The 24,227-nt window shown below is 41.8% G+C and carries 23 protein-coding genes; 22 read left to right on the plus strand and 1 reads right to left on the minus strand.

The features are described 5' to 3' along the window. The first annotated feature begins 78 nt into the window (after positions 1-78). The 10 genes from BR06_RS0101850 to BR06_RS0101895 all read left to right on the plus strand — a co-directional run bounded on the left by BR06_RS0101850 (position 79) and on the right by BR06_RS0101895 (position 8,988). Complete coding sequence (locus BR06_RS0101850; RefSeq protein WP_031479553.1) at positions 79-852, plus strand: fumarylacetoacetate hydrolase family protein; 774 nt, start codon at positions 79-81, stop codon at positions 850-852. A gap of 198 nt (positions 853-1,050) precedes the next feature. Beyond that, positions 1,051-1,938, plus strand: a complete 888-nt coding sequence (rpsB, locus tag BR06_RS0101855; RefSeq protein WP_031479555.1) for a 30S ribosomal protein S2 — start codon at positions 1,051-1,053, stop codon at positions 1,936-1,938. Positions 1,939-1,940: 2 nt separating this feature from the next. Continuing rightward, the gene (tsf, locus tag BR06_RS0101860; protein ID WP_031479557.1) at positions 1,941-2,573 is read left to right on the plus strand and encodes a translation elongation factor Ts; all 633 of its coding nucleotides are present in this window, start codon (positions 1,941-1,943) and stop codon (positions 2,571-2,573) included. A 445-nt stretch (positions 2,574-3,018) separates the two neighbouring features. Beyond that, positions 3,019-3,747, plus strand: a complete 729-nt coding sequence (pyrH, locus tag BR06_RS0101865; RefSeq protein ID WP_031479559.1) for a UMP kinase — start codon at positions 3,019-3,021, stop codon at positions 3,745-3,747. Continuing rightward, on the plus strand, positions 3,737-4,297 hold the full coding sequence (frr, locus tag BR06_RS0101870) for a ribosome recycling factor (RefSeq protein WP_031479561.1): 561 nt from the start codon (positions 3,737-3,739) through the stop codon (positions 4,295-4,297). Before pyrH ends, frr begins: the two co-directional genes overlap by 11 nt. A gap of 4 nt (positions 4,298-4,301) precedes the next feature. Then, positions 4,302-4,997, plus strand: a complete 696-nt coding sequence (uppS, locus tag BR06_RS0101875; RefSeq protein WP_031479563.1) for a polyprenyl diphosphate synthase — start codon at positions 4,302-4,304, stop codon at positions 4,995-4,997. 262 nt (positions 4,998-5,259) lie between these two features. After that, positions 5,260-6,981 carry an SH3 domain-containing protein gene (locus BR06_RS0101880; protein WP_031479565.1) on the plus strand — a complete coding sequence of 574 codons (1,722 nt, stop codon included), beginning with the start codon at positions 5,260-5,262 and terminating at the stop codon, positions 6,979-6,981. Between the two features lie 20 nt (positions 6,982-7,001). Beyond that, entirely contained in the window at positions 7,002-7,214 is a 213-nt protein-coding gene (locus tag BR06_RS0101885) for a hypothetical protein (RefSeq protein WP_031479567.1), read from the plus strand. Positions 7,215-7,218: 4 nt separating this feature from the next. Beyond that, positions 7,219-8,331: a hypothetical protein gene (locus tag BR06_RS0101890; RefSeq protein ID WP_031479569.1), complete on the plus strand. Its 1,113-nt coding sequence runs from the start codon at positions 7,219-7,221 to the stop codon at positions 8,329-8,331. A 12-nt stretch (positions 8,332-8,343) separates the two neighbouring features. After that, the gene (locus BR06_RS0101895) at positions 8,344-8,988 is read left to right on the plus strand and encodes a hypothetical protein (RefSeq protein ID WP_031479571.1); all 645 of its coding nucleotides are present in this window, start codon (positions 8,344-8,346) and stop codon (positions 8,986-8,988) included. Between the two features lies 1 nt (position 8,989). On the opposite strand, the gene BR06_RS0101900 is transcribed toward BR06_RS0101895, so the two are convergent. After that, positions 8,990-10,729 carry an HD family phosphohydrolase gene (locus BR06_RS0101900; protein WP_031479573.1) on the minus strand — a complete coding sequence of 580 codons (1,740 nt, stop codon included), beginning with the start codon at positions 10,727-10,729 and terminating at the stop codon, positions 8,990-8,992. Positions 10,730-11,199: 470 nt separating this feature from the next. Here BR06_RS0101900 and BR06_RS0101905 point away from each other — a divergent pair, with 470 nt between their 5' ends. The 12 genes from BR06_RS0101905 to BR06_RS0101960 all read left to right on the plus strand — a co-directional run bounded on the left by BR06_RS0101905 (position 11,200) and on the right by BR06_RS0101960 (position 24,063). Beyond that, positions 11,200-12,003, plus strand: coding sequence for a phosphatidate cytidylyltransferase (locus BR06_RS0101905; protein ID WP_031479575.1), 804 nt, complete (start codon positions 11,200-11,202; stop codon positions 12,001-12,003). A gap of 47 nt (positions 12,004-12,050) precedes the next feature. Next, the gene (locus BR06_RS0101910; RefSeq protein ID WP_031479577.1) at positions 12,051-13,253 is read left to right on the plus strand and encodes a 1-deoxy-D-xylulose-5-phosphate reductoisomerase; all 1,203 of its coding nucleotides are present in this window, start codon (positions 12,051-12,053) and stop codon (positions 13,251-13,253) included. Positions 13,254-13,261: 8 nt separating this feature from the next. After that, a complete protein-coding gene (rseP, locus tag BR06_RS0101915) occupies positions 13,262-14,335 on the plus strand; it encodes an RIP metalloprotease RseP (RefSeq protein ID WP_031479579.1) in 1,074 nt (357 codons plus the stop codon). After that, positions 14,336-15,145 carry a tRNA (adenosine(37)-N6)-threonylcarbamoyltransferase complex dimerization subunit type 1 TsaB gene (gene tsaB / locus BR06_RS0101920; protein ID WP_031479581.1) on the plus strand — a complete coding sequence of 270 codons (810 nt, stop codon included), beginning with the start codon at positions 14,336-14,338 and terminating at the stop codon, positions 15,143-15,145. Between the two features lie 218 nt (positions 15,146-15,363). Continuing rightward, positions 15,364-16,245, plus strand: a complete 882-nt coding sequence (locus BR06_RS0101925) for a flagellin N-terminal helical domain-containing protein (RefSeq protein ID WP_031479583.1) — start codon at positions 15,364-15,366, stop codon at positions 16,243-16,245. Positions 16,246-16,438: 193 nt separating this feature from the next. Then, positions 16,439-18,166 (plus strand): flagellar filament capping protein FliD, encoded by a 1,728-nt coding sequence (gene fliD, locus BR06_RS0101930; protein WP_031479585.1) that lies wholly within the window; start codon positions 16,439-16,441, stop codon positions 18,164-18,166. 119 nt (positions 18,167-18,285) lie between these two features. Beyond that, the gene (gene fliS, locus BR06_RS0101935) at positions 18,286-18,828 is read left to right on the plus strand and encodes a flagellar export chaperone FliS (protein ID WP_031479587.1); all 543 of its coding nucleotides are present in this window, start codon (positions 18,286-18,288) and stop codon (positions 18,826-18,828) included. Between the two features lie 200 nt (positions 18,829-19,028). Continuing rightward, the gene (locus BR06_RS0101940; protein ID WP_328285873.1) at positions 19,029-20,048 is read left to right on the plus strand and encodes a glycosyltransferase family 4 protein; all 1,020 of its coding nucleotides are present in this window, start codon (positions 19,029-19,031) and stop codon (positions 20,046-20,048) included. Between the two features lies 1 nt (position 20,049). Further along, a complete protein-coding gene (locus BR06_RS0101945; RefSeq protein ID WP_031479591.1) occupies positions 20,050-21,237 on the plus strand; it encodes a glycosyltransferase in 1,188 nt (395 codons plus the stop codon). A 90-nt stretch (positions 21,238-21,327) separates the two neighbouring features. Continuing rightward, a complete protein-coding gene (locus BR06_RS0101950) occupies positions 21,328-22,368 on the plus strand; it encodes a YIP1 family protein (RefSeq protein ID WP_031479593.1) in 1,041 nt (346 codons plus the stop codon). Positions 22,369-22,386: 18 nt separating this feature from the next. Then, complete coding sequence (locus BR06_RS0101955) at positions 22,387-22,722, plus strand: hypothetical protein (protein WP_031479595.1); 336 nt, start codon at positions 22,387-22,389, stop codon at positions 22,720-22,722. A gap of 150 nt (positions 22,723-22,872) precedes the next feature. Next, entirely contained in the window at positions 22,873-24,063 is a 1,191-nt protein-coding gene (locus BR06_RS0101960; RefSeq protein ID WP_031479597.1) for an OmpA family protein, read from the plus strand. Positions 24,064-24,227 lie beyond the last annotated feature (164 nt).

Raw genomic sequence — 24,227 nt, forward strand, 5'->3', positions numbered from 1 at the left:
GTAATTTAGATACATGATTTTTATTTTCGTTCATGATACATTAAAGCGTTTTTAATCACAAAGAGGTTAAGGTTTATAATGAAAGTATTCAGAATTAAACATAACGATGCAATTTTTTACGCAACGCATGAAGACGGAAATGTTTTCAAGCCTCTTATTGCGGGACAACACGAACTAGAAACTATCCCTGCTGACAAATGTATAATTCTACCGATTGTTGTGCCATCTAAAATTATTTGCGTAGGTCTGAACTATAAAGAACATGCTAAAGAACTGAATATGGACATGCCTAAAGAGCCAATGATTTTCTTCAAACCTCCATCGGCAATTATCGGCAATAGAGATAATATTGTCCTCCCATCCATGTCCGAGCATGTAGATTACGAAGGTGAACTTGCAGTTGTTATTGGTCAGACGGGAAAGAACATCACCCCCGAGAATGCACATAAACACATATTCGGCTACACCTGTGCTAACGATGTTACAGCTCGCGACCTTCAGAAGAAAGATAAACTTTTCGCAAGAGCCAAAGGGTTTGATACTTTTGCACCAATCGGCCCAAGTATTGAAACAAGTATTCCCGACCCTAGCTCACTGACACTGAGGACGATTGTAAATGGAAAAGTCAGGCAGGAAGGCAAGACTTCGGACATGATCTATACGCCGGCAGAACTGATCAGCTTCATTTCCCGGATCATGACAATAGCTCCAGGAGATATTATCCTGACAGGGACTCCCCCTGGAATTGGGCCGTTAACGGCTGGAGACGAGGTTCAAGTTGATATTGAAGGCGTTGGAATACTAACAAATTCAGTAGTTAAAGACGAATCTATCCAGACTCCGGTTCAATAAGATCTCAGAATTTTTAATAATTAAAACAAGTTTTTTTTCAAAGTATTTTTCTTTTGCTCGCACAGGGACTTGATTTCAGATCATTTTTCCCGTAGTTGTGCGGAGCTAAATTCGCACATCTCGGTCAAATAAGGGTGCTTCATAGTTGTTATGAAGTCTATTGATACCGAGATGGAGGAAAAACCCAGGAGATTTATTATGGCTTACGTAACTATGAAGCAAATGCTGGAAACAGGCGTCCATTTCGGTCACCAGACTCGTAGATGGAATCCTAAAATGCGTCCTTACATCTTTGGCGCACGTAACGGGATCCACATTATGGACCTCCAGCAGACTGTGAAGCTTTTCCGTAAAGCTCACGACTTTATTTCTGACGCTGTTGCTGATGGTGGAAAAGTACTTTTCATCGGAACAAAACGTCAGGCTCAGGAATCCATCGCAGCTGAAGCAACCCGCGCAGGTATGTTTCACGTAACTCACCGCTGGATGGGTGGAACACTTACTAACTTCCAGACCATTAAAGGTCGTATCGAACGTCTTAAAAACCTTGAAGAAATGTTCGGAGACGGCACTATCAAACGTTTTCCTAAAAAAGAAATCGTAATGATGGGTCGTGAGGTTAAGAAACTTACCCTCGCACTCGGCGGCATCAAAGACCTTAACGGTGCGCCTGCTGTTGCATTCGTCATTGACCCCAAGCGTGAACATATCGCTATTTTGGAATGTCGCAAATTAGGCATTCCTGTAGTTGCAGTTGTTGACTCTAACTGTGACCCAGACATGGTTGACTACATCATTCCAGGTAATGATGATGCAATCCGTGCTATCAAACTCTTCGCAGCCCACATGGCTGATGCTTGTCTTGAAGGCGCAGCTCGCCGCAAAGAAGACAACGAAATCGAAGCTGAAAAAACTAAAGCAACTGAAAAAGCTGCTGCTCCAAAGAAAGCTGCTCCTAAGAAAGAAGCTGCTCCTGTAGCTCCTGTAGAAGCTAAAGTTGAAGCAAAAGTTGAAGCTAAAGTTGAAGCTAAAGTAGAAGAAGCTCCTGCAGCGAAAGCTGAAGAAGCTGCTAAGGAGGCTAAATAGTCATGGCTGTTACTGCTCAGATGGTAAAATCCCTACGCGAAATAACTGGCGTAGGTATGATGGATTGTAAAAAAGCTCTTTCAGAGTGCGATGGCAATGAAGAAAAAGCTATCAAATACCTTCGTGAAAAAGGACTTGCAAAAGCAGCTAAGAAAGCTGGCCGCGCAACCAGCGAAGGACTTGTTGGCACATACATGCACAACAATGGCAAACTCGGCGTTCTCGTAGAAATCAAATGCGAAACTGACTTTGTTGCTAAATCTGATCAGTTCATTCAGCTCACTAAAGACGTTGCTATGCAGATTGCTGCAACCAGCCCTATTTGTGTAAGCTCAGAAGAACTTCCTCAGGATATTCTCGAAAAAGAAAAAGAAATTTACTTACAGCAGGCAATTGCTGAAGGTAAACCTGCAAATATCGCAGAAAAGATGGTCGCAGGACGCATCAAAAAATACTGTAAAGAAGTTTGTTTGCTTGACCAGCCTTTCATCAAGGACGACAAGAAGACAATTCAGGATCTCGTGAATGACGCAATCGCCATTCTCGGAGAGAACATGCAGATCGGACGATTTGCCCGCATCAACCTTGCTGAAACAGCAACTGGTGCAGCAGAAGAAGAAGCCGAAGCAGAATAAAGACCGAATAAAAAACGGGCCGAAAGGCCCGTTTTTTTTGCCCTGTAACCAAATGCTTGGCAACAACCTTGCAGAAGGATAAACTTGGTAAAATACGATTTTCCCAACATAGCCTCACAACCACGCAGGAAACACTTCACCTTAGCGATTATTCAATCGACAAGACTTGAAGAGGCACCAGCGATGGATAAATATTTCAGCTCAAATTCAATACAGACATGTTGTCCGTAAGAATTTGAGTTTTTTTGGGAACAATTTTACCAGACCGGGTTCAAATGCGCAGATTTTCTGTTACAACCGAACTCATACAGAATTCAAAAGACATCAAGTTAATGTGACCGGAAGCATTAGCGGGGAGCACTTCTCCCTCAGCTCACGATGCTAGCTTATCCGGATCTGCTTCTACTCATAACCGGACAATGTCCGCTGAAAAACGGGGTAAACTATGGACAAATTGCGCTATTCACGAGTAATGATCAAACTCAGTGGTGAAGCACTTGCTGGAGAACAGCAGTTTGGAGTCGATCCTGCTACTATCAACAAATTTTGTGAAGAAATTGCTGCTGTTTCAAAAACAGGAGTTCAGATAGCTTTAGTTATCGGTGGCGGAAACATTTTTCGTGGACTATCAGCGTCAGCAAAAGGTATGGATAGAGCTTCTGCAGACTACATGGGAATGCTTGCAACCATTATGAACGCACTAGCTGTTCAGGATGCTCTCGAAAAATTGGATTGCGACACTAGGGTCCTCTCTGCTATTCCTATGCAGGCTGTTGCTGAACCGTATGTTCGCCGCAGAGCTATTCGCCACCTTGAAAAAGGCCGTGTTGTTATTTGTGCAGCCGGAACTGGAAATCCCTTTTTCACAACGGATACAGCTGCCGCTCTTAGAGCTATGGAGCTGAAAGTAGAAGCAATTGTCAAGGCGACCAAAGTTGACGGTGTCTACGACAAAGACCCAATGAAATACGACGATGCTGTAAAATACGAATCTATCACCTATATTGAAACTCTTGAAAAAAGACTTGGAGTCATGGATTCCACAGCCATTTCTCTGGCTATGGATAACAACATGCCGATAATTGTCTTTAACCTTTTCGAACAAGGTAATATCACTAGGGTTGTCAGAGGTGAAAAGATCGGAACACTAGTTCACGGAGGAAATGATGATTAATGAAGTTATAGACGATGGCACAAAAAGAATGGACGGAGCACTAACTAGTCTCGAAGGCGACTTTGTAAGACTACGCACAGGAAGAGCTTCAACCGGACTGATCGATCACATCATGGTTGATTACTACGGAACACCGACTCCGATTAATCAGGTTGCGTCAGTGGCTGTACCCGACTCACGTACTATTACTATCCAGCCATGGGATAAAGGAGCTTTCGCCTTAATTGACAAAGCTCTATTGAAATCAGACCTCGGTCTTAATCCGGTAAATGACGGTAAGCTAATTCGCATCTGCATTCCTCCGTTAACTGAGGAACGCCGTAAGGATTTAGGTAAAATTGCTAAGAAATTTACTGAAGATTCAAAAGTGGCTCTCCGCAATGTACGCCGCGATATGAATGAGACACTGAAGAAGCTCGAAAAAGATAAAGATATTTCTTCAGATGAGATGCATGATGCACAGGACCGCGTTCAGAAGCTCACAGACGTATACGTCAAAAAATGTGATGAGCTCCTCGCGGCCAAAGATAAGGAAATCATGGAAATTTAACGAAATGATGCCCCGACATTTAGCCATTATTATGGATGGCAATGGAAGGTGGGCAAAGGCTAAGGGGCTATCGCGCAGCGATGGCCACAAAGCCGGAACTGAAGCAGCAAAAGCAATTGTCACAAAATGCCGGAAACTTGGCATTAAGCATCTGACCCTTTACACGTTTTCCAAGGAAAACTGGGCCAGACCAAAAGACGAAATTGCTCAACTCTTCAGCCTGTTGACAGTTTTTTTAAAAAATGAACTGCTCAGCCTGTGTGAACAGGACATACGCCTGAATGTACTCGGAGAACTTTCTGATTTTCCATTCGGCGTAAAACAGGTCGTTGCCCACACCATGAAAAAGACTCAGCATTGCAGCTCGATGACTCTCAACCTTGCGCTTAATTATTCAGGCAGGGATGAATTGGTTCGCGCTTGTAAAAAAATGATATCTGCCGGAATGAAAGCAGAGCAAATTACTGAAGAAACGCTGTCCGAAAACTTGTATACAGCAGGTCAGCCCGACCCGGATTTAATTATCCGCACTAGCGGAGAGCAAAGGCTCTCAAACTATTTGCTATTTCAAGCAGCGTACTCTGAACTTTACTTTACAGACGTTTTCTGGCCGGACTTTACTCCGGAAGAGCTTGAAAAAGCACTTAATGACTTTACTAAAAGACAACGTCGTTTTGGTAAAACCGGAGAACAAGTATAACCGACTGTTTTAAAGATAAAATCAAAAAGCTCCTCACAGTATAACAACTGTTTGAGGGGCTTTTTATTTTAAAATAGTTGGTTAAATAATATAACCTGCCCCTTTATTTTATTTTAAAAATGTGTGAATATTAAGAACTTATAAAGCGAATACTGTCATACTTAAAATTTCATATTACGCTCTACAGTATTGCTCATGAACATACGTCATCATTAAGATTTTATAAATGATACTTAATAAAAAGTTTTAGGGGAGACCTTTTATGCGGTTAAGACTATTCTGTTGCCTACTACTTTCAGCCAGTTTTCTTTTTGCAGGATGCATACCCACAAAGAAACCTTCACCGCATGACTCAGTTCAATCACAAGTTCAAACTCAGACGGTGATAATTACTCCAATTGTAACAGGGACATCTGTCTTTAAAAGTAATGTCCGTGCAAAAGCATCCTCAAAGTCACAAATTGTAGATGTCCTTCAAAAAGGGTCTCAAGTTGAGATCATAGGCAAAAACAAAAATTGGTATCAAGTTAAACGCTCCGATAATACGGGGACATCCGGTTTTGTTTTTCATAAACTTATCCACTTAGATTTCGAAAACTACCTTGGAACCCAAGGAAGAAATAAGGATTACGTTTCAATCCACAATGCTCCATCCGCAACGTCTGCGACTGTTTTGAAAATTAAGCCAAGCACAACTTTCGATATTTTAGGATTCGAAAATAATTTTTATAAAATCAAAGGCGAATATTTTGAAGGTTACGTAATCGCAGATTTATGCGTTGCAGACCCAAGTAATCCAATTGCGAAAACAAAGATCGTGACTGTCAAATCATCCGCACCAGCAATGCGCAGTAGTGCGAGTAGCAGCAGTGCAACTACAAGCAAAACGACCACAAAATCTTCATATTACAAGCCATCCAAGAAAAAGGTAACAACCTCTAAAAAGCCTTCAGGAGCTGACAGTGCATTGACCCTATTCGGTGCCTTTGCTTCAGCATTTACCGGTGGTTCTGTAAATGGAGGTGCTGCTCCAGCTCAAAACTCTGATGACGCACTTAAAGGAATTCTCAACACAATAAACACATCTAAGGAACTGGCTAAAACTACTATCGCGATAAGAGAGCAAATGCTTACCTCATTAAATGAGACAAGAGCGCTTCAATCTCTCATTGGAAAAACAGTTTACACCATGAACCAGAACTTCAAAACCGCTTCTGAGACTGCTCGCGGTGTAAGTTCTACCGGTATGGAAAAAATATCCATAAAGGCTTTCATAAACGATTTATCCTATGAACCCACAACAACTATCGAAAGCGCATCTGTTAAGATTGCTGAGAATGGCAGAATGCTTAAAAATCTTGCAACCCAGATTAAGGCAGAAGCGGCCTCTTTCTCAAAACTTAATGCTAGCCAGCTCCAAAATTTGGATTCCATAATCAGAGATTTTTCTAATAATATTCATGCATCTAATGCCATGTATGATTTTAGCATACAGAAATCCAACAAGGTAATCCTCGGTATTGATCGGGCTATTATGGCTTTTGAAGAAAAGGCAGGACCACTTACAGTTGAAGCGACTAAACAGCTTGGAGTTCTCGCAATTTCAGCGTCACAACTTGTCGCACAGTTAAGTAACGTTCAATCAAATCCATTTGCAGCTTTAGCTGCGATCCCCCGCATCATGGAAATTCAGGAACAGGTGTCGGACTTAACTTCACTACTTTCTGATTTCAATGAAGATTATGAATACATAGAAAAAAATTCATCTATAATCAGCAAGCAAGGGATGGATATCAACTCCATTCTGATGACAGCACGCCGTAAAAACACTCAAGTTACGACAATGCTCGAATCATATTATGAAAAAAAAGTAAAGCTTAGCGAAAGGCTTCAAAACACCTATGCAAAACAGGCTGAAGAAGGCTTTGAGGTTATGGAAAAGAAAGCTGAATCTGTTGCCTTGGCTGAAGATGTTCTGGACTAATAAACATTTAAGAGGTTTTTATGAAAAAGTTTAAAGTAGTAATTCTTTGTTTAGCGGCAATGCTCCTTATGGCGGGATGTAGTTTTAAAAATGCTGAAACAGCTCAGAACTCGATGAGGGATGTTAATCACTCTGCTGAAGACCTAAGAGAAGAAAGTGAAGCATCCAAAAAAACTAGCGAAGAGCTTAAAGAGCACGAGCAAAGTGAGTCTGTAGAAACGCATAAGTGGTAATAATATGAACCTGAAATTATACCCTATTCTAGCTCTCATTTTACTCTTTATGAGCGGTCATTGCGCTGAAGCGAAAGACCTTTACATTATGCCTTCCGCCATAGGCAAAGTCCGCAACAAAGATAATGACAGACATAAGGCAGAACTGAATAAGATTCTTAAAGATAAAGAATTTAAAAAAGAACTTCGAAAAGGAGTTCTCGGTTTTCTAGAACGGGCTGCTGCAAAAAATGCTGGGGTAAATATCAAACAGGCTGGCTTCGACACAAAATTTGATGCTGAAGCCATCCTGATTCCGCTTCTTTTTGTGGATAACGTGATTTCATTTGTCGACGAGTATGGATCTGCGGATGAAAGCTTATACAAAGGCAGTGTCTACATCGGGATGAATTTTTTGTTGTTTCAGGCCCAATCTGAGTCGCTCGTATACTCTGCGCCGTTACTGATTTCAGTTCCCTATTTGAACAAGACTAAAAATTTTAGCCTTGAACCGCTGGCCGGACAAATCCGCTTTGCAATTGTAAACTTTTTTAAGGACAAAAAAACTCTTAAGCCAAATGCACAGGAATCTCTCGGCAACTGCTTAGCGGACATGGACTACCTCTTTGCCACTAGAACATGCTCTGTTAATGATATAACGATTTCAAAGGGCACTGCAAAGAGGATCGAAGATACAAAGAAGTATAAAGCACTGGCACAAATGCTAGCAGCACAAGCTCTATCTGAAGAGCACCTTGTGCTTCCTCCCAAAACAAGATTTCCGGCAATCCGCAGAGGCTTACATGCTTCAGTTGCTATGTTCGGAGTATCTTTTCAACAGGGAAGTGAAAAAGGTTTTTCAGAGCGCGACAATGTATATTCCACAAAAATGAGAATGCCTGAACCTGAAATTAAATATGCAATATCCATCAAAACCGGCGTAAAAGATGTGGACCTCGGCCCATTTATTGAACGGAATTATACTACAGCCTGCTACCTAGAAGGTGGTGGTGAAAAAATTAAGTGTATAAAAGCTGTTGAAGTTCAGATGTCTAAAAGGCATACCAAGGTATCAGATGTTCATTTATATAACAGCCTGATTAACGCATTATCAGACCTCAATTCATGCAAACGTTAAGGAAGAAAACTTATGAATCTACTGCGCTTTCTAGCATCACCAATTCTTTGTATCATTTTAGTGTTGGTTACAACAACTTGTGCTTTCTCAAGCAGTAAAGAAAAAGACGGGCTTAAAGTTTATGAGAAAGCTGGCAAGCCTACTATTGTATTTTCTTTGGTGCCAAGAATCAAGAATGAAAATCTTTCCCCGCAGCAATGTGAAAACCTTATTCGTAATCTGAATAAATCTTTGCAGCAGGAATTTAATGAGGCAGGATTCGAAACACATCAGGACAGAATGATTTCAGGTTTTCTACAGGACTCTTGCAAAAGATCTTATGCAACGCAGCAACAAGACGTGACTGAGGGTGAAATAATTATTATTGCTCGAGAAAATATGGTCGACTATGTCGTTATCGGATTATCAGAGCTAACCATAACTTATGATGATGACTACGAGCAATACATCGCTATGGCGGATATTAATGGAGATTTTCTAGGCGTTGAATATGACCCACCAGAAGCATACGCACTGAATCTAACAGGTGAATACATGCACCCGGACAGGAACAGTCTTATCAAGTTAGCTCTCGTTGATATTGCGAGAAAAGTAGCAAGACTCAGAACAATAAATACGGTTTTGAAACACTGGGATAACAATAACAAAAAGAGATAATTTAATTATTATCATCTAATTGCGAAGGATCAAGCTGTTCCTTCGCATATTCCATATAAAGCTCGGAATCGAGAAAAAGCTGGTAAACGTCAGAATCAATGTGTCCATCTTTTTTCATGAAGCCTAGAATTTTAATTGCCTGACTGAGCTTCATTGGTTTTTTGTACGGCCTATCTTTAGCTGTTAAAGCTTCAAATATATCTGCGACCGCCATAATACGGGACTGTAGCGGAAGGTCATCACCGGACAGACCTTTAGGATAACCTGAACCATCCGGCTTTTCGTGATGCCCTGCAGCATATTCAGGAACACGAGTAAGCCTCTTGGGAAACGGAAGCCTTGAAAGCATTTCAAGAGTAATAGCTGCATGACTCTCAATAATTTTACGCTCACGATTCGTCAGGGTCCCTTTGCGAATACATAAATTTTCAAGCTCATCAGCTGTCAGCCAATTCAATTCTTTCCCGCCACTCTCATATGTACGGCCTGCAATATCGTAAACGCGCTCAATTCGCTCGTCAGTCATAAACTCATTAGGAATATTGCAAGAAGCGATAAAGATCCTGTCATCTTCAAATTGCTTCAAATCAGCAGCATAGCGCATTTCTATTTCTGAAATTTTTTCTGGATCAGCACCATTAGATAAGACTTCAATAGTCTCTGTCAGCTGTTTATTTTTTAAGATCTCTGCAATCAATTTGAAACGATTATCTACAAGCTCAACACGATCATAAATAGTCTCTAGCTTTGTGGATTTGTCAACCACATGCTCAGGGATAGAAATTTTACCAACATCATGCATCCAAGCTGCAAGCTTAAGCTCTTCAAGTTCATCCCTTGAAAAACGTTGATCAGCGTATTTACCAGTATCTGTGCTGTTGACTTTCTCAGCAATCATCATGGTAAGAATCACGACTCTCTCAATATGCCCGTTCGTATAGGGAGATTTGGCATCAATAGCTGCAGCTATGCTTTGGATTACAGAATACAGAAGATCTTTAAGACCCTGTATAAGTTGAGCATTAGTAAGAGCAATAGCTGCCTGAGATGCTAAAGATCCGACGATATCAACAACATCAGAGGAAAATTCCACAACTTCGCCATTCTCATCGAGAGCATTCAGAAGCTGCAATACTCCGATTATATCCTGCTCATGATTTTTAAGAGCCAAAACGAGCATGGATTTCGAATTATAACCAGTTGCCTCATCATATTTTCGAGGCCCAGTAAAATCGAAACCCTCAGCTTTATAAACGTCAGCAATATTAACAGTTTCGCCTGTGAGAGCACAATATGCGGAGACATGAGATTTATTAGGCTTTTTGCCAGCATTATATAGAGGGACCGGAGGAAGGGTTATTTCATTGCCACTTGTTCCACCCATCCGAACTTTCATCGTATCATTTTGCAGAATCGAAAATTCAAGTTTGCGGTTATCTTTATCAACAATATAAAGTGTTCCGGCGTCCGCGTTAGTTAAAACACGAGCCTCATCAACAATCATTTCCAAAAGACGCTCAAGCCTAGTTTCCCCGGATAGGGCTAGCCCTATTTCAGTTAACCTACTAACTAAATCCATCTGTTCGCTGAACATATCAGTAAAGGATGAAAGAATTGGACGAGTAACTTCCTTCAGTGTTTTTTGGCACTTGGCGCACGAAGAATTGGCAATTGTATCTTGCAGAAGCATTTCTACATCTACTAAGCTAGCCTTATTTATCCCGGCAATCTTCTTTTTCAAAACATCCCCCAAAAACTTTTATATATAAGCTATACCTATAAAACTCATTAGCTACAAGCAATTCAAGAACTTAATCTCATGATTATTGGATATTTCATTTTACTTTTTGTAAAAACTCTTCGGACAACTGAGCACATATCATTATATTTGCGCAGATATTATCTGTAAAAGACCTATACATGCAAAGCCAACTAGGCCGTCTTTGCCGAATTTACATTCTTTTATTTATTATTTTACAAATGGTGCAACTAATCTTGAAAAATAGGGTTCTACGGGTTGCCCGTTAACTATTAATGGATTATAAATTTACAGTTTTTTGCAATTAAACTAAAAGTTAAAAAGGAAGCTTATTCCGACTTTGCATACAAGCTTCCTTTATAATTTAAACAGACAAAGATGATAATTTAATTTCTGAATTATATAATTAAATTTACAAGCTAAACTTAGCAAAAATTTAAACAGAGGATTACATGCCCTTAAGCTCCTTGCAGCAACGCTGTATAACATCAGTGACTCTCGTCGCGGTCCTTTTCCTTGCTCTTTATTTCGGAGGGCTATTCCTCGTAAGCGTAGTAACCATTTTTTCAGTTATAGCGCTCCATGAATTTTACTCAATGTTCTGGAAAGAGGAATCACGCTCTTTATCAAAAATGATGGGAATGCTATCTGGAGCAGCGATTGTTTTAACAGGAGCTCTAGCATCTCATACATGGATGCTTGTTTTATTGCTCGGACTTTTTTGGGTTTTTAATTTCAAATTCCTATTTTCCTACAGCTCCAGCCCGGGAAGAACTTCATATAATGACAGCATGGTTCTTTTCTCCGGCCTGATTTATATCCCTTTGACATTGCAGTTTTTAACATCGATGAATAGCTGGGAAATAATATTTGTTCTCCTGTCATCATCTGCATCTGACACCGCAGCCTTTTATGCCGGTACATATTTTGGAAAGAAAAAAATATGGCCGCGTATTAGTCCTAAAAAATCATGGGCAGGATCAATCGGAGGCTTTACAGCCTGTGTTATCTGCTGCACGGTATACGGGTTGTTCCTCGGTCATGCCTCCGTTATTGCATGGGTGATTCTCGCAGGCTCTTTAAACATCGCTTCGCAAATGGGTGATTTCTTTGAGTCCGCTCTCAAACGCAAGCTTGATATTAAAGACTCCGGCAACATTTTGCCGGGACACGGCGGAGTTTTAGACAGAATAGACAGCCTTGTTCTTGCCCTTCCAGTTTATATTTTAGCAAGACAAATACACGCCTTTTTTTAATAAACACTATATAAACATTTGAAACTTAAGAAGACGGATATACTACTTTGAAAACATACATATCTCCTTGGCCTTCAACAGCGGAACTGCCTCCATTTCCTAGAACCATTTCGATCCTTGGCTGTACAGGATCGATAGGCACAAGCACCCTGAAGGTGATTGAGCAGCATCCTGATCTCTTTAAAATAACAGCACTGGCCGGTGGAAGAAATGCCACCCTCCTTGCGGAGCAGGCAACAAAACACCGTCCTAAATATTTAGCTGTGCTTACCGATGGAATAGCTAAAGAACTTAAAGCATTACTCCCTGCTGACTACAAACCTGAAATACTGACAGGCCCATCAGCTTACGTAACACTTGCCTCACTGGATGAAGCATCACTAATCCTATCCTCAATTGTTGGGGCAGCCGGATTTGAGCCTACTCTGGCAGCAGCTAAAAAAGGTAAGATGATAGCCCTCGCAAACAAGGAATCCCTTGTTCTCGGTGGACATATTATCCGCGCAGTTTGCCACGAGACTGGAGCCACCATCCTGCCCGTAGACTCTGAGCACAACGCTTTATTTCAAGGGCTCGCAGGCCATGATGGCGCAGATGTAAGCAGGCTTATACTAACAGCTTCCGGCGGACCATTCCGCGGTAAGAGTAAAGAATTTCTGGAAAAGGTTACCCGTGAACAGGCCCTGAATCACCCAAACTGGGACATGGGCGCAAAAATCAGTATCGATTCAGCAACCCTTATGAATAAAGGATTGGAATTCATCGAAGCGTGCCATCTATACGGCTTGCCTCCAGAACAAATCGATGTTGTTGTTCACCCGCAAAGTATTATTCATTCTCTGGTTGAGTATGTTGACGGTTCACAGCTTGGCCATCTTGGAGTTCCCGATATGCAGATTCCAATTGCATTCTGCACCTGTTTTCCGCAGAGAGTGCCGCTTGAACTTAAACCGCTGAACCTTGCTGAAATCGGGACCTTAACTTTCGAAAAACCGGATCTTGAAGTTTTCCCTTGCTTGAAACTCGCAGCGGACTCTTTTGCAGCGAGCCAAAGCCATCCTATCGTCTTAAACGCCGCTAACGAAATTGCTGTAGATCTCTTTTTACATGAAAAAATTGGATTCTCTGACATCCCACTAATAATCGGCTCAGCTCTTGAACGCCATAGCTCTTGCGACGTAAGTGAAGCAGGTGCGGTTCTCGAACTTGATGTCAAAACCAGACGCGATGTTATGGACTCTATCGCTTAAGGCAAAATATGACATGGATTTATAATGCTCTCATAGTTATCGGCGTGTTCGGTGGTTTAATTTTCTTCCACGAACTAGGCCACTTTATTGTTGCCCGCCTGCTCGGAATCGGTGTTAAAACCTTTTCTCTGGGATTCGGTACTCGACTTGCCGGATTTACACGAGGGAACACCAGCTATAGGTTATCCCTTATCCCTCTTGGCGGCTACGTGAGCCTTGCAGGTGAAGAGCGCGACATGGAGCACGACTCTGGATTTAGCGCAAAGCAATTATTCATGAACCGCCCACCGTGGCACAGAATGCTTGTTGTTGCTGCTGGCCCGATTTTTAACTTTATCCTCGCATGGGTCATTTTCTGGGGAATAATTTTAACCCACGGACAGATGGGTATGAGCCCTGAGGTCGGACAACTGCAACCAGATGGTCCGGCTCTTGTAGCAGGAATTGAGGCCGGAGACAGCGTTCTTTCTATTAACGGGAAGAAAATTGTTTTCTGGAGTGATTTAGCTGAGACAATTCAGCATAGTACGACAGATTCTCTAGACTTCGTAGTCTTGCGAGACGGCGTAGAAAAAAGTATTATAGTAAAACCACAAGTTCAAGAACTGAAAAACCTTTTCGGTGAAGATATCCGCGTTCCGGTTGTAGGCATCATTGCCGCTGGCAATACAAAGACAGTGGAACTGAATGGAGTATCCGGTGCAAAAGCCGCTGCCCTACAGACATGGACTGTAACCAAACTGATATGCACATCCATTGTCAAAATGGTTGAAAGAGTCGTGCCCATGGATTCAATCGGTGGCCCGATCATGATTGTACAGGCTATCAATCAGCAAGCAGAAAGAGGAATACTCGAGCTTCTCCAGTTTACTGCTTTTATCAGCATTAACCTCGGACTGCTGAATTTACTGCCCATACCTGTTCTTGACGGCGGACACCTGCTTTTCTACGGACTGGAAACTGTTCTGCGCAGACCACTCAACGAAAGGCTCCAAAACGCAGCAACACGTGTGGGGCTGCTTTTGCTTTTCTCTCTGATGGCTTTTGCTATCTTTAACGACTTAGTGCGAACGTTTAAATAAATGAATTCACATTCAAATACTAAAACAGCGCTTCTTCTAGCCCTTAATGGGACAGAAGAAGCGCTGCAAATTATTCTTGCGAAACGTGAAGAGGATGAAGATTCATTCTCATTGCTGGACGCGCAGATTTTGCAGGTACCCGGAAAATCCGCATTTTTTATGATTCCGGCCATTAAATCAGCTCTGGACTTGTTTGACTATTCCGCGAAAGAGATCTCGCACATTGCGTGCATCTCTGGCCCCGGAAGTTTCACAGGACTGCGACTGACGTTTTCGGCTGCGGCTGGAATTATCTCTGGTAATAATGCACTTGTTGCAGGATTGGAATATCTTCCTCTACTTGCTGCCGGACCAGCAAAGTTTACAAACCAGCCGCTCTGGGTGGTAACTCACTCACGTAAAATGCAGGTTTATATTCAGGGATTTAAGCCACTTTCCGGCGAAGAAATATTCCCTGAGCCATTAACTCCAGTACTTCCTGTTCCTGCTAAAGAGGCTCTCGATATAATCAGATCTTACAAGCAGGAAAATGCTATTGTTTTCGGTAGCGGACTAACCAAAAACAAATCATTTTTTGATGAGTTTTTGTCTGCCAATCCACACCTCTCTACTCTTCCTCAAAGATTTAACAGCCCTGCAATTCCGGACATTCTTGAGCTCGCTAATAAGGCCGAATTTGGAAATGAAATGCCATTCCCACTTTACCTTAGAGGATCCGACGCAGAGGACAATCTTGAAGCTATAACTAAGAAACAGGGCATCCCACTCGAAGTTGCCAGAAAAATGCTGAAAGACATATCCCCTGTTTAGAATAAACTTAATCAACATAAGCCGTTATAAAGAGACCTTCATTATCTAGTGAAGGTCTCTTTTTTTGTTTAAAAATATAAAATATCATCCCCAGCTCTAAAGAATTCTAAAGACTAGACGATTAATTAGGCACGGAAGGACCAGATAGCTTTGTGAACCTGAGTTCCAAGGCAATGTTTTTGGCAAGGAAGCCAATTCTTACTTTCAAGGAGGAAAGCATGTCTTTAGTGATTAATCACAACTTAATGGCAATGAATGCGACCCGTAATTTGTCGGACTCGTATAACAATCTTGCAGTATCAACTCGTCGCCTGTCTTCAGGTCTTCGTGTTGGAACCGCAGCTGACGATGCAGCAGGTCTCGCAGTACGCGAAATTATGCGCTCTGATGTCAAGTCACTCAATCAAGGTATTCGTAACGCCAACGATGCAATTTCCATGATCCAGACAGCTGACGGTGCGCTCGGCGTTATCGATGAAAAGCTCATCAGGATGAAGGAACTTGCAACACAGGCCGCAACCGGTACCTATAACTCTGACCAGCGCTTGATTATCGATTCTGAGTATCAAGCAATGGCATCAGAAATCACCCGTATTGCTAACGCAACTGACTTTAATGGAATTCATCTTCTTAATGGTAACTTATCAGGAGCAGACTCTTCTCACAGTGGTGCCGGCCTGACCTCTACTGGTCCGGTTAAGGTTCACTTCGGGACCGGTAACGACTCTGCAGAAGACTACTACTATGTTGCCATTAACACAGCGACTGCATCAGCTCTTGGCGTAGGAATGGGCGCAAGCAATTCTATCTCCACACAGGCTCTTGCCCAGGCTTCTCTGGATAAGCTGAACAACGCAATCATATCTAAGGATAAGATCCGCGCTAACCTTGGTGCTACTCAGAACAGACTTGAAAACACCATTACCAACCTGTCTATTCAGGCTGAAAATGTTCAGGCTGCGGAATCCCGCATCTCTGATGTTGATGTCGCAACTGAAATGACCGAGTTCACTAAGAACCAGATCCTAACCCAGTCTGCCGTAGCGATGTTGTCGCAGGCGAATAACATGCCTAGAATGGCAATGCAGCTCATCGGTTAAATTTACCGCTGGTATGCTCACCTTTCTGAGCAAAAGTTTGATTAAAGAAAAAAGCCGGGTCGAAACGTTCGGCCTGGCTTTTTCACTTCAAACCAACTAAGGCCCCCCGCAAACCAGTAGTAAAACTGGCACCACCTTTGCATTACATGAGGCAAGTAAGAACCTAGGGAAAAATATTCCCGGAGACAAAAAAATGGCTGATTACACCTCAGGAAATATTAACTTCGCCGGCCTTGGTAGTGGCACGGACTTTCAGTCAATGATTGATGGTGTAGTCTCGCTTGAGCGTACTCACATCAATAGCCTTGAAACATGGAAGAGTTCATGGAACACTAAAGTTGACCGTTTTCAAGAGCTTGATACCGCCCTTCTTTCCTTACAGACTACCCTTAAGTCCATGGACACCATTGACGAGTTCATGAGCAGATCTGTGTCCACAACAGATTCAGACACCCTGACCTCTACAGCGACAAGTGAAGCTTTAGTTACAACTCACGCCGTTGAGATTAACCAATTGGCACAAAATGATATCCACGTAACAAGCAACGGCGCAGCTTCCGTTAAAGACTCAATTTTCCCTACTGCAGGATCATTTACTTTTTCATATCAAGGGGAATCGGTAACGCTCAGTAATATTGCAGCCGGAACCACCATGGAAGGGTTTGTCAATATGATAAACGCCCATGCTGACACCAGAAGTAAAATCAGGGCGACAACTATCGATGATGGTACATCCACTCATCTTCAAATTTATGGACTTGATCTTGGAGATGACAATCAGGTCATCATATCAAATACTACAGGTATGACCTTCAGCGCGGCAGATTTTGCTCAAACTCAAAATGCCCAAAACTCAAAAATGAAGGTAGACGGATTCCCCCCCGGGGCCGCAGACTGGATTGAACGCGACACCAACTCTGTAAGCGATGTAATTGATGGCGTAACCATCAACATGAAGCAAACTACTGGAGCTGGCGAGACCGTTAATATTGGTATCACTACAGACACAGCAGGAATGCAGGAAAATGTCCAAAAGTTCGTAGACCAGAATAATGCTGTCCGAAACATGATTAAAAGCCTTACGCAGATTGATGACAGCTCTGCAGAATCAGAAGGGTCTATCCTCACAGGTAACTATGGTGTAGAACTGCTTGTCGGGCAGCGTTTAAAGAACATCATGTCCAGTCAAGGAATTGGCTTTTCGTGGTACGAAGAGTCAGCTGGTGGTGATTTTACTGGCGACAAGTATTCCGCATTGTCCCAGCTTGGAATCATGACTAACGCAGATTCAGGCGGCGCAAACATGGGTCTTTTAGAACTTGATACAGACGTTCTAAATGCGGCACTTGCAGACGATCCATTTGCGGTCGCAGAAATTTTTGCTGCCAACAACAAAGGGGTAAGCGACTCCCCGAATGTTCAATACCTCTCACACATTAATGATGTGACCGAGGCAGGCACTTACAATGTTCAATACGAAGTATCGGGCGGACAGATTATTTCTGCCTCCATCAACGGAAATACGGCCGAGTTCGACCCAGCCACGTGGGAAATAACAGGTGCCGGCGGTAATCCTGAAGCTGGTATGGCCGTCAGGGTTGAAAATCATAATGATGGGGTTTACGGAAACTCTAACAGTGATGCCGATGATGCTGTTTTAGTTCACATCAAAATGGGTAAGTCTGCCGAATTAGTCAGCGCTATTAGCGAAATTACTAACGAAGATGGACCTCTCGCTATTTTGGAAAGAAACTACAATGACATTATGGATAACATTGATAAGAAAATCGAAAGAGAAGAAAATAGAATTGATCTATTCGAACAAAACCTGACGAACAAATACGCAAGGCTTGATGCTCTTCTGGGTAAGTATCAAGGTATTCAGGCACAGTTAAGCTCAAGTATTGATCAGTTGGAATAAGTTAATGAGCTAAACTCTCAGCAAATATAAAAATTTAATGGACCACCTAAATAAAAATTCAATTTAGCTCTAATGTTTTTCTAGAATCAGGCCGATTAAGATGTCAGGAGGAGCAATAAATGCAAAAAGCAGCTCAAGCATATCTCTCTACTCAGGTGCATACAACTTCCAAGGGTGAACTCCTTATCATGCTCTATGATGCCGCCATCAAGTTCATGAAGCAGGCCAAAATCAAAATAGATGAGAAGGACTTTGCCGCAAAGGGAATCCTAATTTCTAAGGCGATTGAAGTTATTTCCGAGTTGACAGCAAGCCTCAACAAAGAAAAAGGTGGAACCCTTGCTGAAAACCTAAGCCAGCTTTACATTTACTGTAATACCAGATTGTTGCAGGCAAATCTAAAGATGGATAATGAAAAGATTGACGAAGTGATAAAGATAATAGACGGCATTGCATCAGCTTATAAGGAAATTATCCCTACAGTTGAAGCACAGAATGCGGTTCCACTCCAGACTCACTCATCAAGTTCAAGCGGATCAACAAACCCGAATATGAGTTTTGTAAACGATCCGGGATACGGGCTTCCAACAGCTCAAAACATGCCGACTCCTAACACAATGCGCCTGAAGAAAGCCGCAAATGCTTACGGCTCATCCCGTTAAAAAAAACTTGCTCCTACTTACAATGCTTACACAAATGCCCCTTCCATAAGGGGCATTTTTTATTGCCTTTCATTTTATTAAAGAGCCGATTTCTTTACTTCCAACCTCTAATCTGTCATTTATTCCTAATCATGGCAGAAGAAAAAACACGCGTACTGCATCTATTGTCCTCCCTTGGACTTGGAGGCACAGAAAAGGTGATGCAATCATTTGTATTCAACCTTAATAAAGACAAATTTCACGCGGCAGTGTTTTCTCCACAAAACGGCCCCAGGGCAAAACTCCTAAGACAAAACGGCATTGAAACTTTCATAGGGCTGGACCTGCTGCCACTCTTGGAAAAATTCAAACCAGAGATTGTGCACATCCATCGCGCAGGGTGGGCTGAGCCTGGTTCTTTACGCCTTCTAAAACTTGCAAGAATCCCTGTCATTGTCGAAACCAATGTATTCGGTCATCACGACCCGAGTCCTGATGCTAAAATAATTAGCCGCCATTTATTTGTTTCACACTTTTGCGCTGATAGATTTGAAAAAGTGAATTCTATTCCAGCAACTAAGCCACTTTATTCAGTTCTCTACAATCCGGTGGATACAGATTTTTTCGCAAAAAAATGCCCTGCTAGCCGGGTATTTCCACCGAATATTTTCGGACGCATTTCACGAGCAGACTCAGGCAAATGGTCTAATTTGGCCCTTGATATATTGCCAAACTTAAGTGCCATGGTCACAAATAAAATTATCGAACCGTTCAGCTACAATATTATTGGCGGAATACCTGAGGCTGAAAAGTACGTTAAAGAGAATAGCTTCGACGGGTACGTAAATTTTCTTCCCCCCGTTTTAACTGACGCAGAGCTCTCTGAATTCTTTAATTCAATTTCTTTTCTTGCCCATGCAAATGATACAGGCGAATCTTTCGGTCTTGTTATCGCGGAGGCAATGGCAGCAGGACTTCCCGTTATAACCCACCCATCTGAAGGATTAAAAGATAACGCACAGCTCGAACTAGTTGATCACGGAGAAACAGGATTGGTTGCAAACGATGCTCAGGAATATGCCGAAGCCATTCGTTTTATAATGACCCACCCAGAAGAAGCCCGCATAATGGGTGAAAATGGAAGACTTAAAGCACAGAAATTATACAGAGCACAAACAATAGCGAAGAAGCTTGAGTCCACATACGTAGAGTTATTAAACATTAAAAGAAACATTTATTAAAATGAAGCATGCTTTCGACATATACTCTGAACAGACGCTTTCATTTAAACTTGCGGGTCAAAAAAAATCTGAAGATTTTTTAGTAGATTGCGACATAGAACTTCTCGCAAAAAAGTGCTTAAGCTTCGCCAAGAAAGCAAATGCCTTAGCACTTATTATATTCGGAGCAGGAGATGGAAGCCTTGCAGAAAAGATTGCGATTTTAAAACCGCAGGAATTACGCTTAATAGTCTGCGACCTTTACCCAGAAGAAATTCAAAATATTCAGAAACGGAAAAAGTTTCTGGACACCACAGACAATACGCACTTAATTGCCGACACCTCTATATGGGCGCACTTTCTACTTCTTCTGCAATATGGATTCACATCTGCAACAAGCCACTTAGTATTAAATCCCTGCATTCAGGGAGACAGCAAAAAAAATCACCAGAATCTACAAAAACTGTTTTCAGGGTGTAAAAATGTTCTATTACCTGAGAGTAAAGATAACGGCATCAAAATTTCAGCCGGGGCTATTTTAAGTCCCGACGAACCGGACCTGGATTCATTCATTTCTTCATTTCCAGCGTGGCTGGAAGAGCTAGTACTAGTATGGGATTGCTCCGATGATAAAGAAATCCCCCTAATATCTTGCGATACAGGTCTAAAAATCGTAAACATCTGCCACAGATTAAATAACGATTTTGGAGCACAACGAAATATCATGTTAGACTCCTGCAAAGGAGACTGGATCATTTATCTGGACGCGGACGAACGCTTTCCAGAGAAGCAGTGGGAGCAGTTAAAAAAGATTGCATCCTATAAAGACTGTGACGGCTGGTATTTCCCAAGAATGACGCTTTATCCAGATGCAGATCATTGCCGTATGGGATACGGACTTTGGCCGGACCTTCAACTCAGATTCTTTCGAAAAAGTGCCAAAACAAAATTTTTAAACAAAATTCATGAACGGTTAGCAGGGCTGGAAGGGCAAACGGGGCTTCTTGCAGAAGCACCCATTAAACATATAACTCACCTGCTAAAAAACCGAACAGAGATAGAGGCGAAGTTAGCATCTTTCAATAAAGCCACTGCCGGCAGGTTTAACCACAAATTGGGATCTGAGCTTCCACGGGTTGAAACTTCACTACTGGAAACAAAAAAAAACATTCCATTGCCACCTGTAATTCTTCCAAAAATAATTTTTTAAAAAGGTTCAGGCACAATTGCCATTGCCTTACAATATAAAATTTATTAGATCTGACCAAACTATTCAGACAATTAGCTTTAAGGAAATAATATGAAAATGATTTGCCCAGAATGTAATTTCGCAAGCGAAATTCCTGATGACAAGATTCCAGCAAAGGCCCAGCTTGCCACCTGCCCTAAATGTCAGATTAAATTTCGCTTTAGAAATTTAGATCCCGACGAGAACGAAGAGCAGCAAATAGAGACTCCGCAGGAGAGCCAGGTACAGCCTGTTCAATCTCAGGAAAACTCCACCGGTGATGGGTTCCCTACACAACAAGCTCCGGCTGATACCAGCCTGACAAATTTGCAGGTTACACCTGAAATAGAACGTGGCAATTATTCACAGGCGCATGAGCAAACTCAGGACAAAGACGAAAAATCCGACATATGGAAAAGCCTTGGATCCATGTCTCCTGAAGAAAATGAAATAAATGACGACACTGAAGCAGGATACGAAGAAACTTCCGGCAGCGAAATTCCATTTGAAGTCATGGAGAAATACGGATTTATTCCTTCATTTTTTCTGACAATCAAAAAAGTTATCATGTCCCCCAATGCTTTTTTCACCGACATGCAGCTTAATGGTTACCTTAAGCCTCTTCTTTTCGTATGCCTCATAATGGTACTCCAAGGAATTTTCAGCTATATCTGGACATTAACAGGAGTTATCCCAGATGTGGGACCTCAATTAGGGGAAATATTAGACCCCTCAATGTCAGGTGGAACCGCTGCTCTTGAGAGTAATACTGCAATGTTACTTTTACTGATTTACCCATTTGCAGCCTCTGCTGCGATATTCCCCGTAGCCGGAATTACTCACATAATGCTTTTAACTTTAGGAGCAGGCGAGCGTGGCTATCAGGCAACATTTAGAGCGACAACGTATTCATACGCTCCGCTAATATTTTGCATGGTCCCAGTTGTTGGAGAGATGATAGGAACAATGGCAGCCTTCGTCATTTCTATTATTGCTTACAAGTGCATTCACAACACTTCTCTCCTGCGAGTTGCCATAGCACTCATAATGCCAATGATATTGCTATTTGCTCTCGTTGGACTGTTAATAGGATTCGACCAACCGACACTTTAAATAGATGTAGGCGGATATATGTTTGGATGGATTAATGATCTTATTTCACAGACTAAGTACCGATTACGGTTAGCTAAAGAAATAAATCCACAAAGTTTCAGAATTATGGCCAAAGAAATATCTGAGCTTGCTGATGCTTGCTCTCTGGTTTGCCAGCCAGAAAATGACCTCCTTAAGCGGGTGGAACAAATTAAAATAGAAATGGAGCAACTAACTGAGCTTACAAAGCAACCTCAGTTCAAAAAGCTATCTACAGAAAGAAAACTGGAACTGCGTAAAAGTTTAAGACAGTCCAGAGAGCAAATTCTGGAGATGATGCAAATGGCCCCCTCCCCGACCAAACTACTTCAATAAAAAAAGCGGTCCTTTTAGTTAAGGACCGTTTTTTTTATACTTCCACCCCACCATGAACACAATACGGTACGAATATTGCTTTAAACAATAATGCGATATATAGTCAATTTTCAGACATTCTAAACAAAACCTTTCACAAAGATATACAAAATGAAAAAGTATCTCATCATACTGGTTTTGCTGTTATCAGCGTGCACCAAATTTGAACCTCAATTGGCAACGCAATCTATTTTCTATGAAGATGCGAAAGTCCAGCTATCCCAGCTTATGGTATACTCCAGGCCGGAAAAACCACATTATGGTCCACTTTCAGCACTTTTCTATCCCTACCATGTCACACAGAATATGAGTGATGGAAAAGATTGGGGAAAGTTGGTCGGTAAAAGTGTATGGCAAAACTGGACCAGTCTCCAAGTTTTCCCATCCATGGTTTTTGACGAAAGGCTTGTTTATCATGGACTTGAGGATGCACTATTTACCGCCCGCTCCAGAGGATATGACTTAGTCGTTGTCGGATTTGTGCCGTACCTATATCTAGGTCATACGATTGACGATTCAGCAGCAACCATTCAAGTTAAAATTTATGAAACTAAGCACGGACAAATGGTTTGTTCATTTGAACAGTCGGGACGTATAGCGAAGAGAATGGATGATGACTTTATCATTATTAAACGCGAACACCGCATGCCAGATTCAGCCTTTTTCCAAATTATTCAGGAAATAGCAACAGACATGGCTGTACCTTTAACATCATGGGCAAGGTACGAAAACACCAATAAAGGTATAATCGCAGGACTTTCTACAGCCATGAAAGAGGCCGACAGACCGCAAATGCAAGCATATACACCTGCGCAACAAGGTTCTGATTCGACATCACGAAACGCCCCTTCTGGCAATGATGGAGCGATGGGAACACCTCCATCCGATCAACAAAGAATGCAGGATATGTCGCAAGCGTCGAAGCAATCACCGACAACAGTATCCCCGCCACAAGCCAACTCTATTAATCTAGCAGTGCAATTTGATGTAAACTCGGCAAAAATCAAGCCTGAATCATACAAACTATTAAATGAATTAGGAAAAGCGCTAACCAGTGATAAGTTAAAAAACAAGAGTATTATAATCGCGGGTCATACGGATTCTGACGCAACAGCAGAATATAATTTGAAGCTGAGCAAAGACAGAGCAAATGGTGTGAAAAAATATCTCGTTAATAAGTTTCCGATATCAGCAACCAGAATTGCGACAACCGGATTTGGCGAATCTCGACCACTTGTTCCTAACAACACAAAATATAACAAACTTTTGAATCGACGAGTGCAAGTATCAATAACCCCGTAATGATAATAACCAGCAAGACAGAACTCATCCCTCTTCGGTTTAGAACCTAAGAGGGATGTTTTTTTTGGCCATTCTCTTTACAAACCAGCATTTCGTTCTTAAATAAAACATACATTTCAACGCATTAAACATATTAAATATTCTTATTAATTTCGACTTTTCCC

Source organism: Maridesulfovibrio frigidus DSM 17176, from assembly GCF_000711735.1.
In the GTDB taxonomy this organism is placed as follows: Bacteria; Desulfobacterota; Desulfovibrionia; order Desulfovibrionales; family Desulfovibrionaceae; genus Maridesulfovibrio; species Maridesulfovibrio frigidus.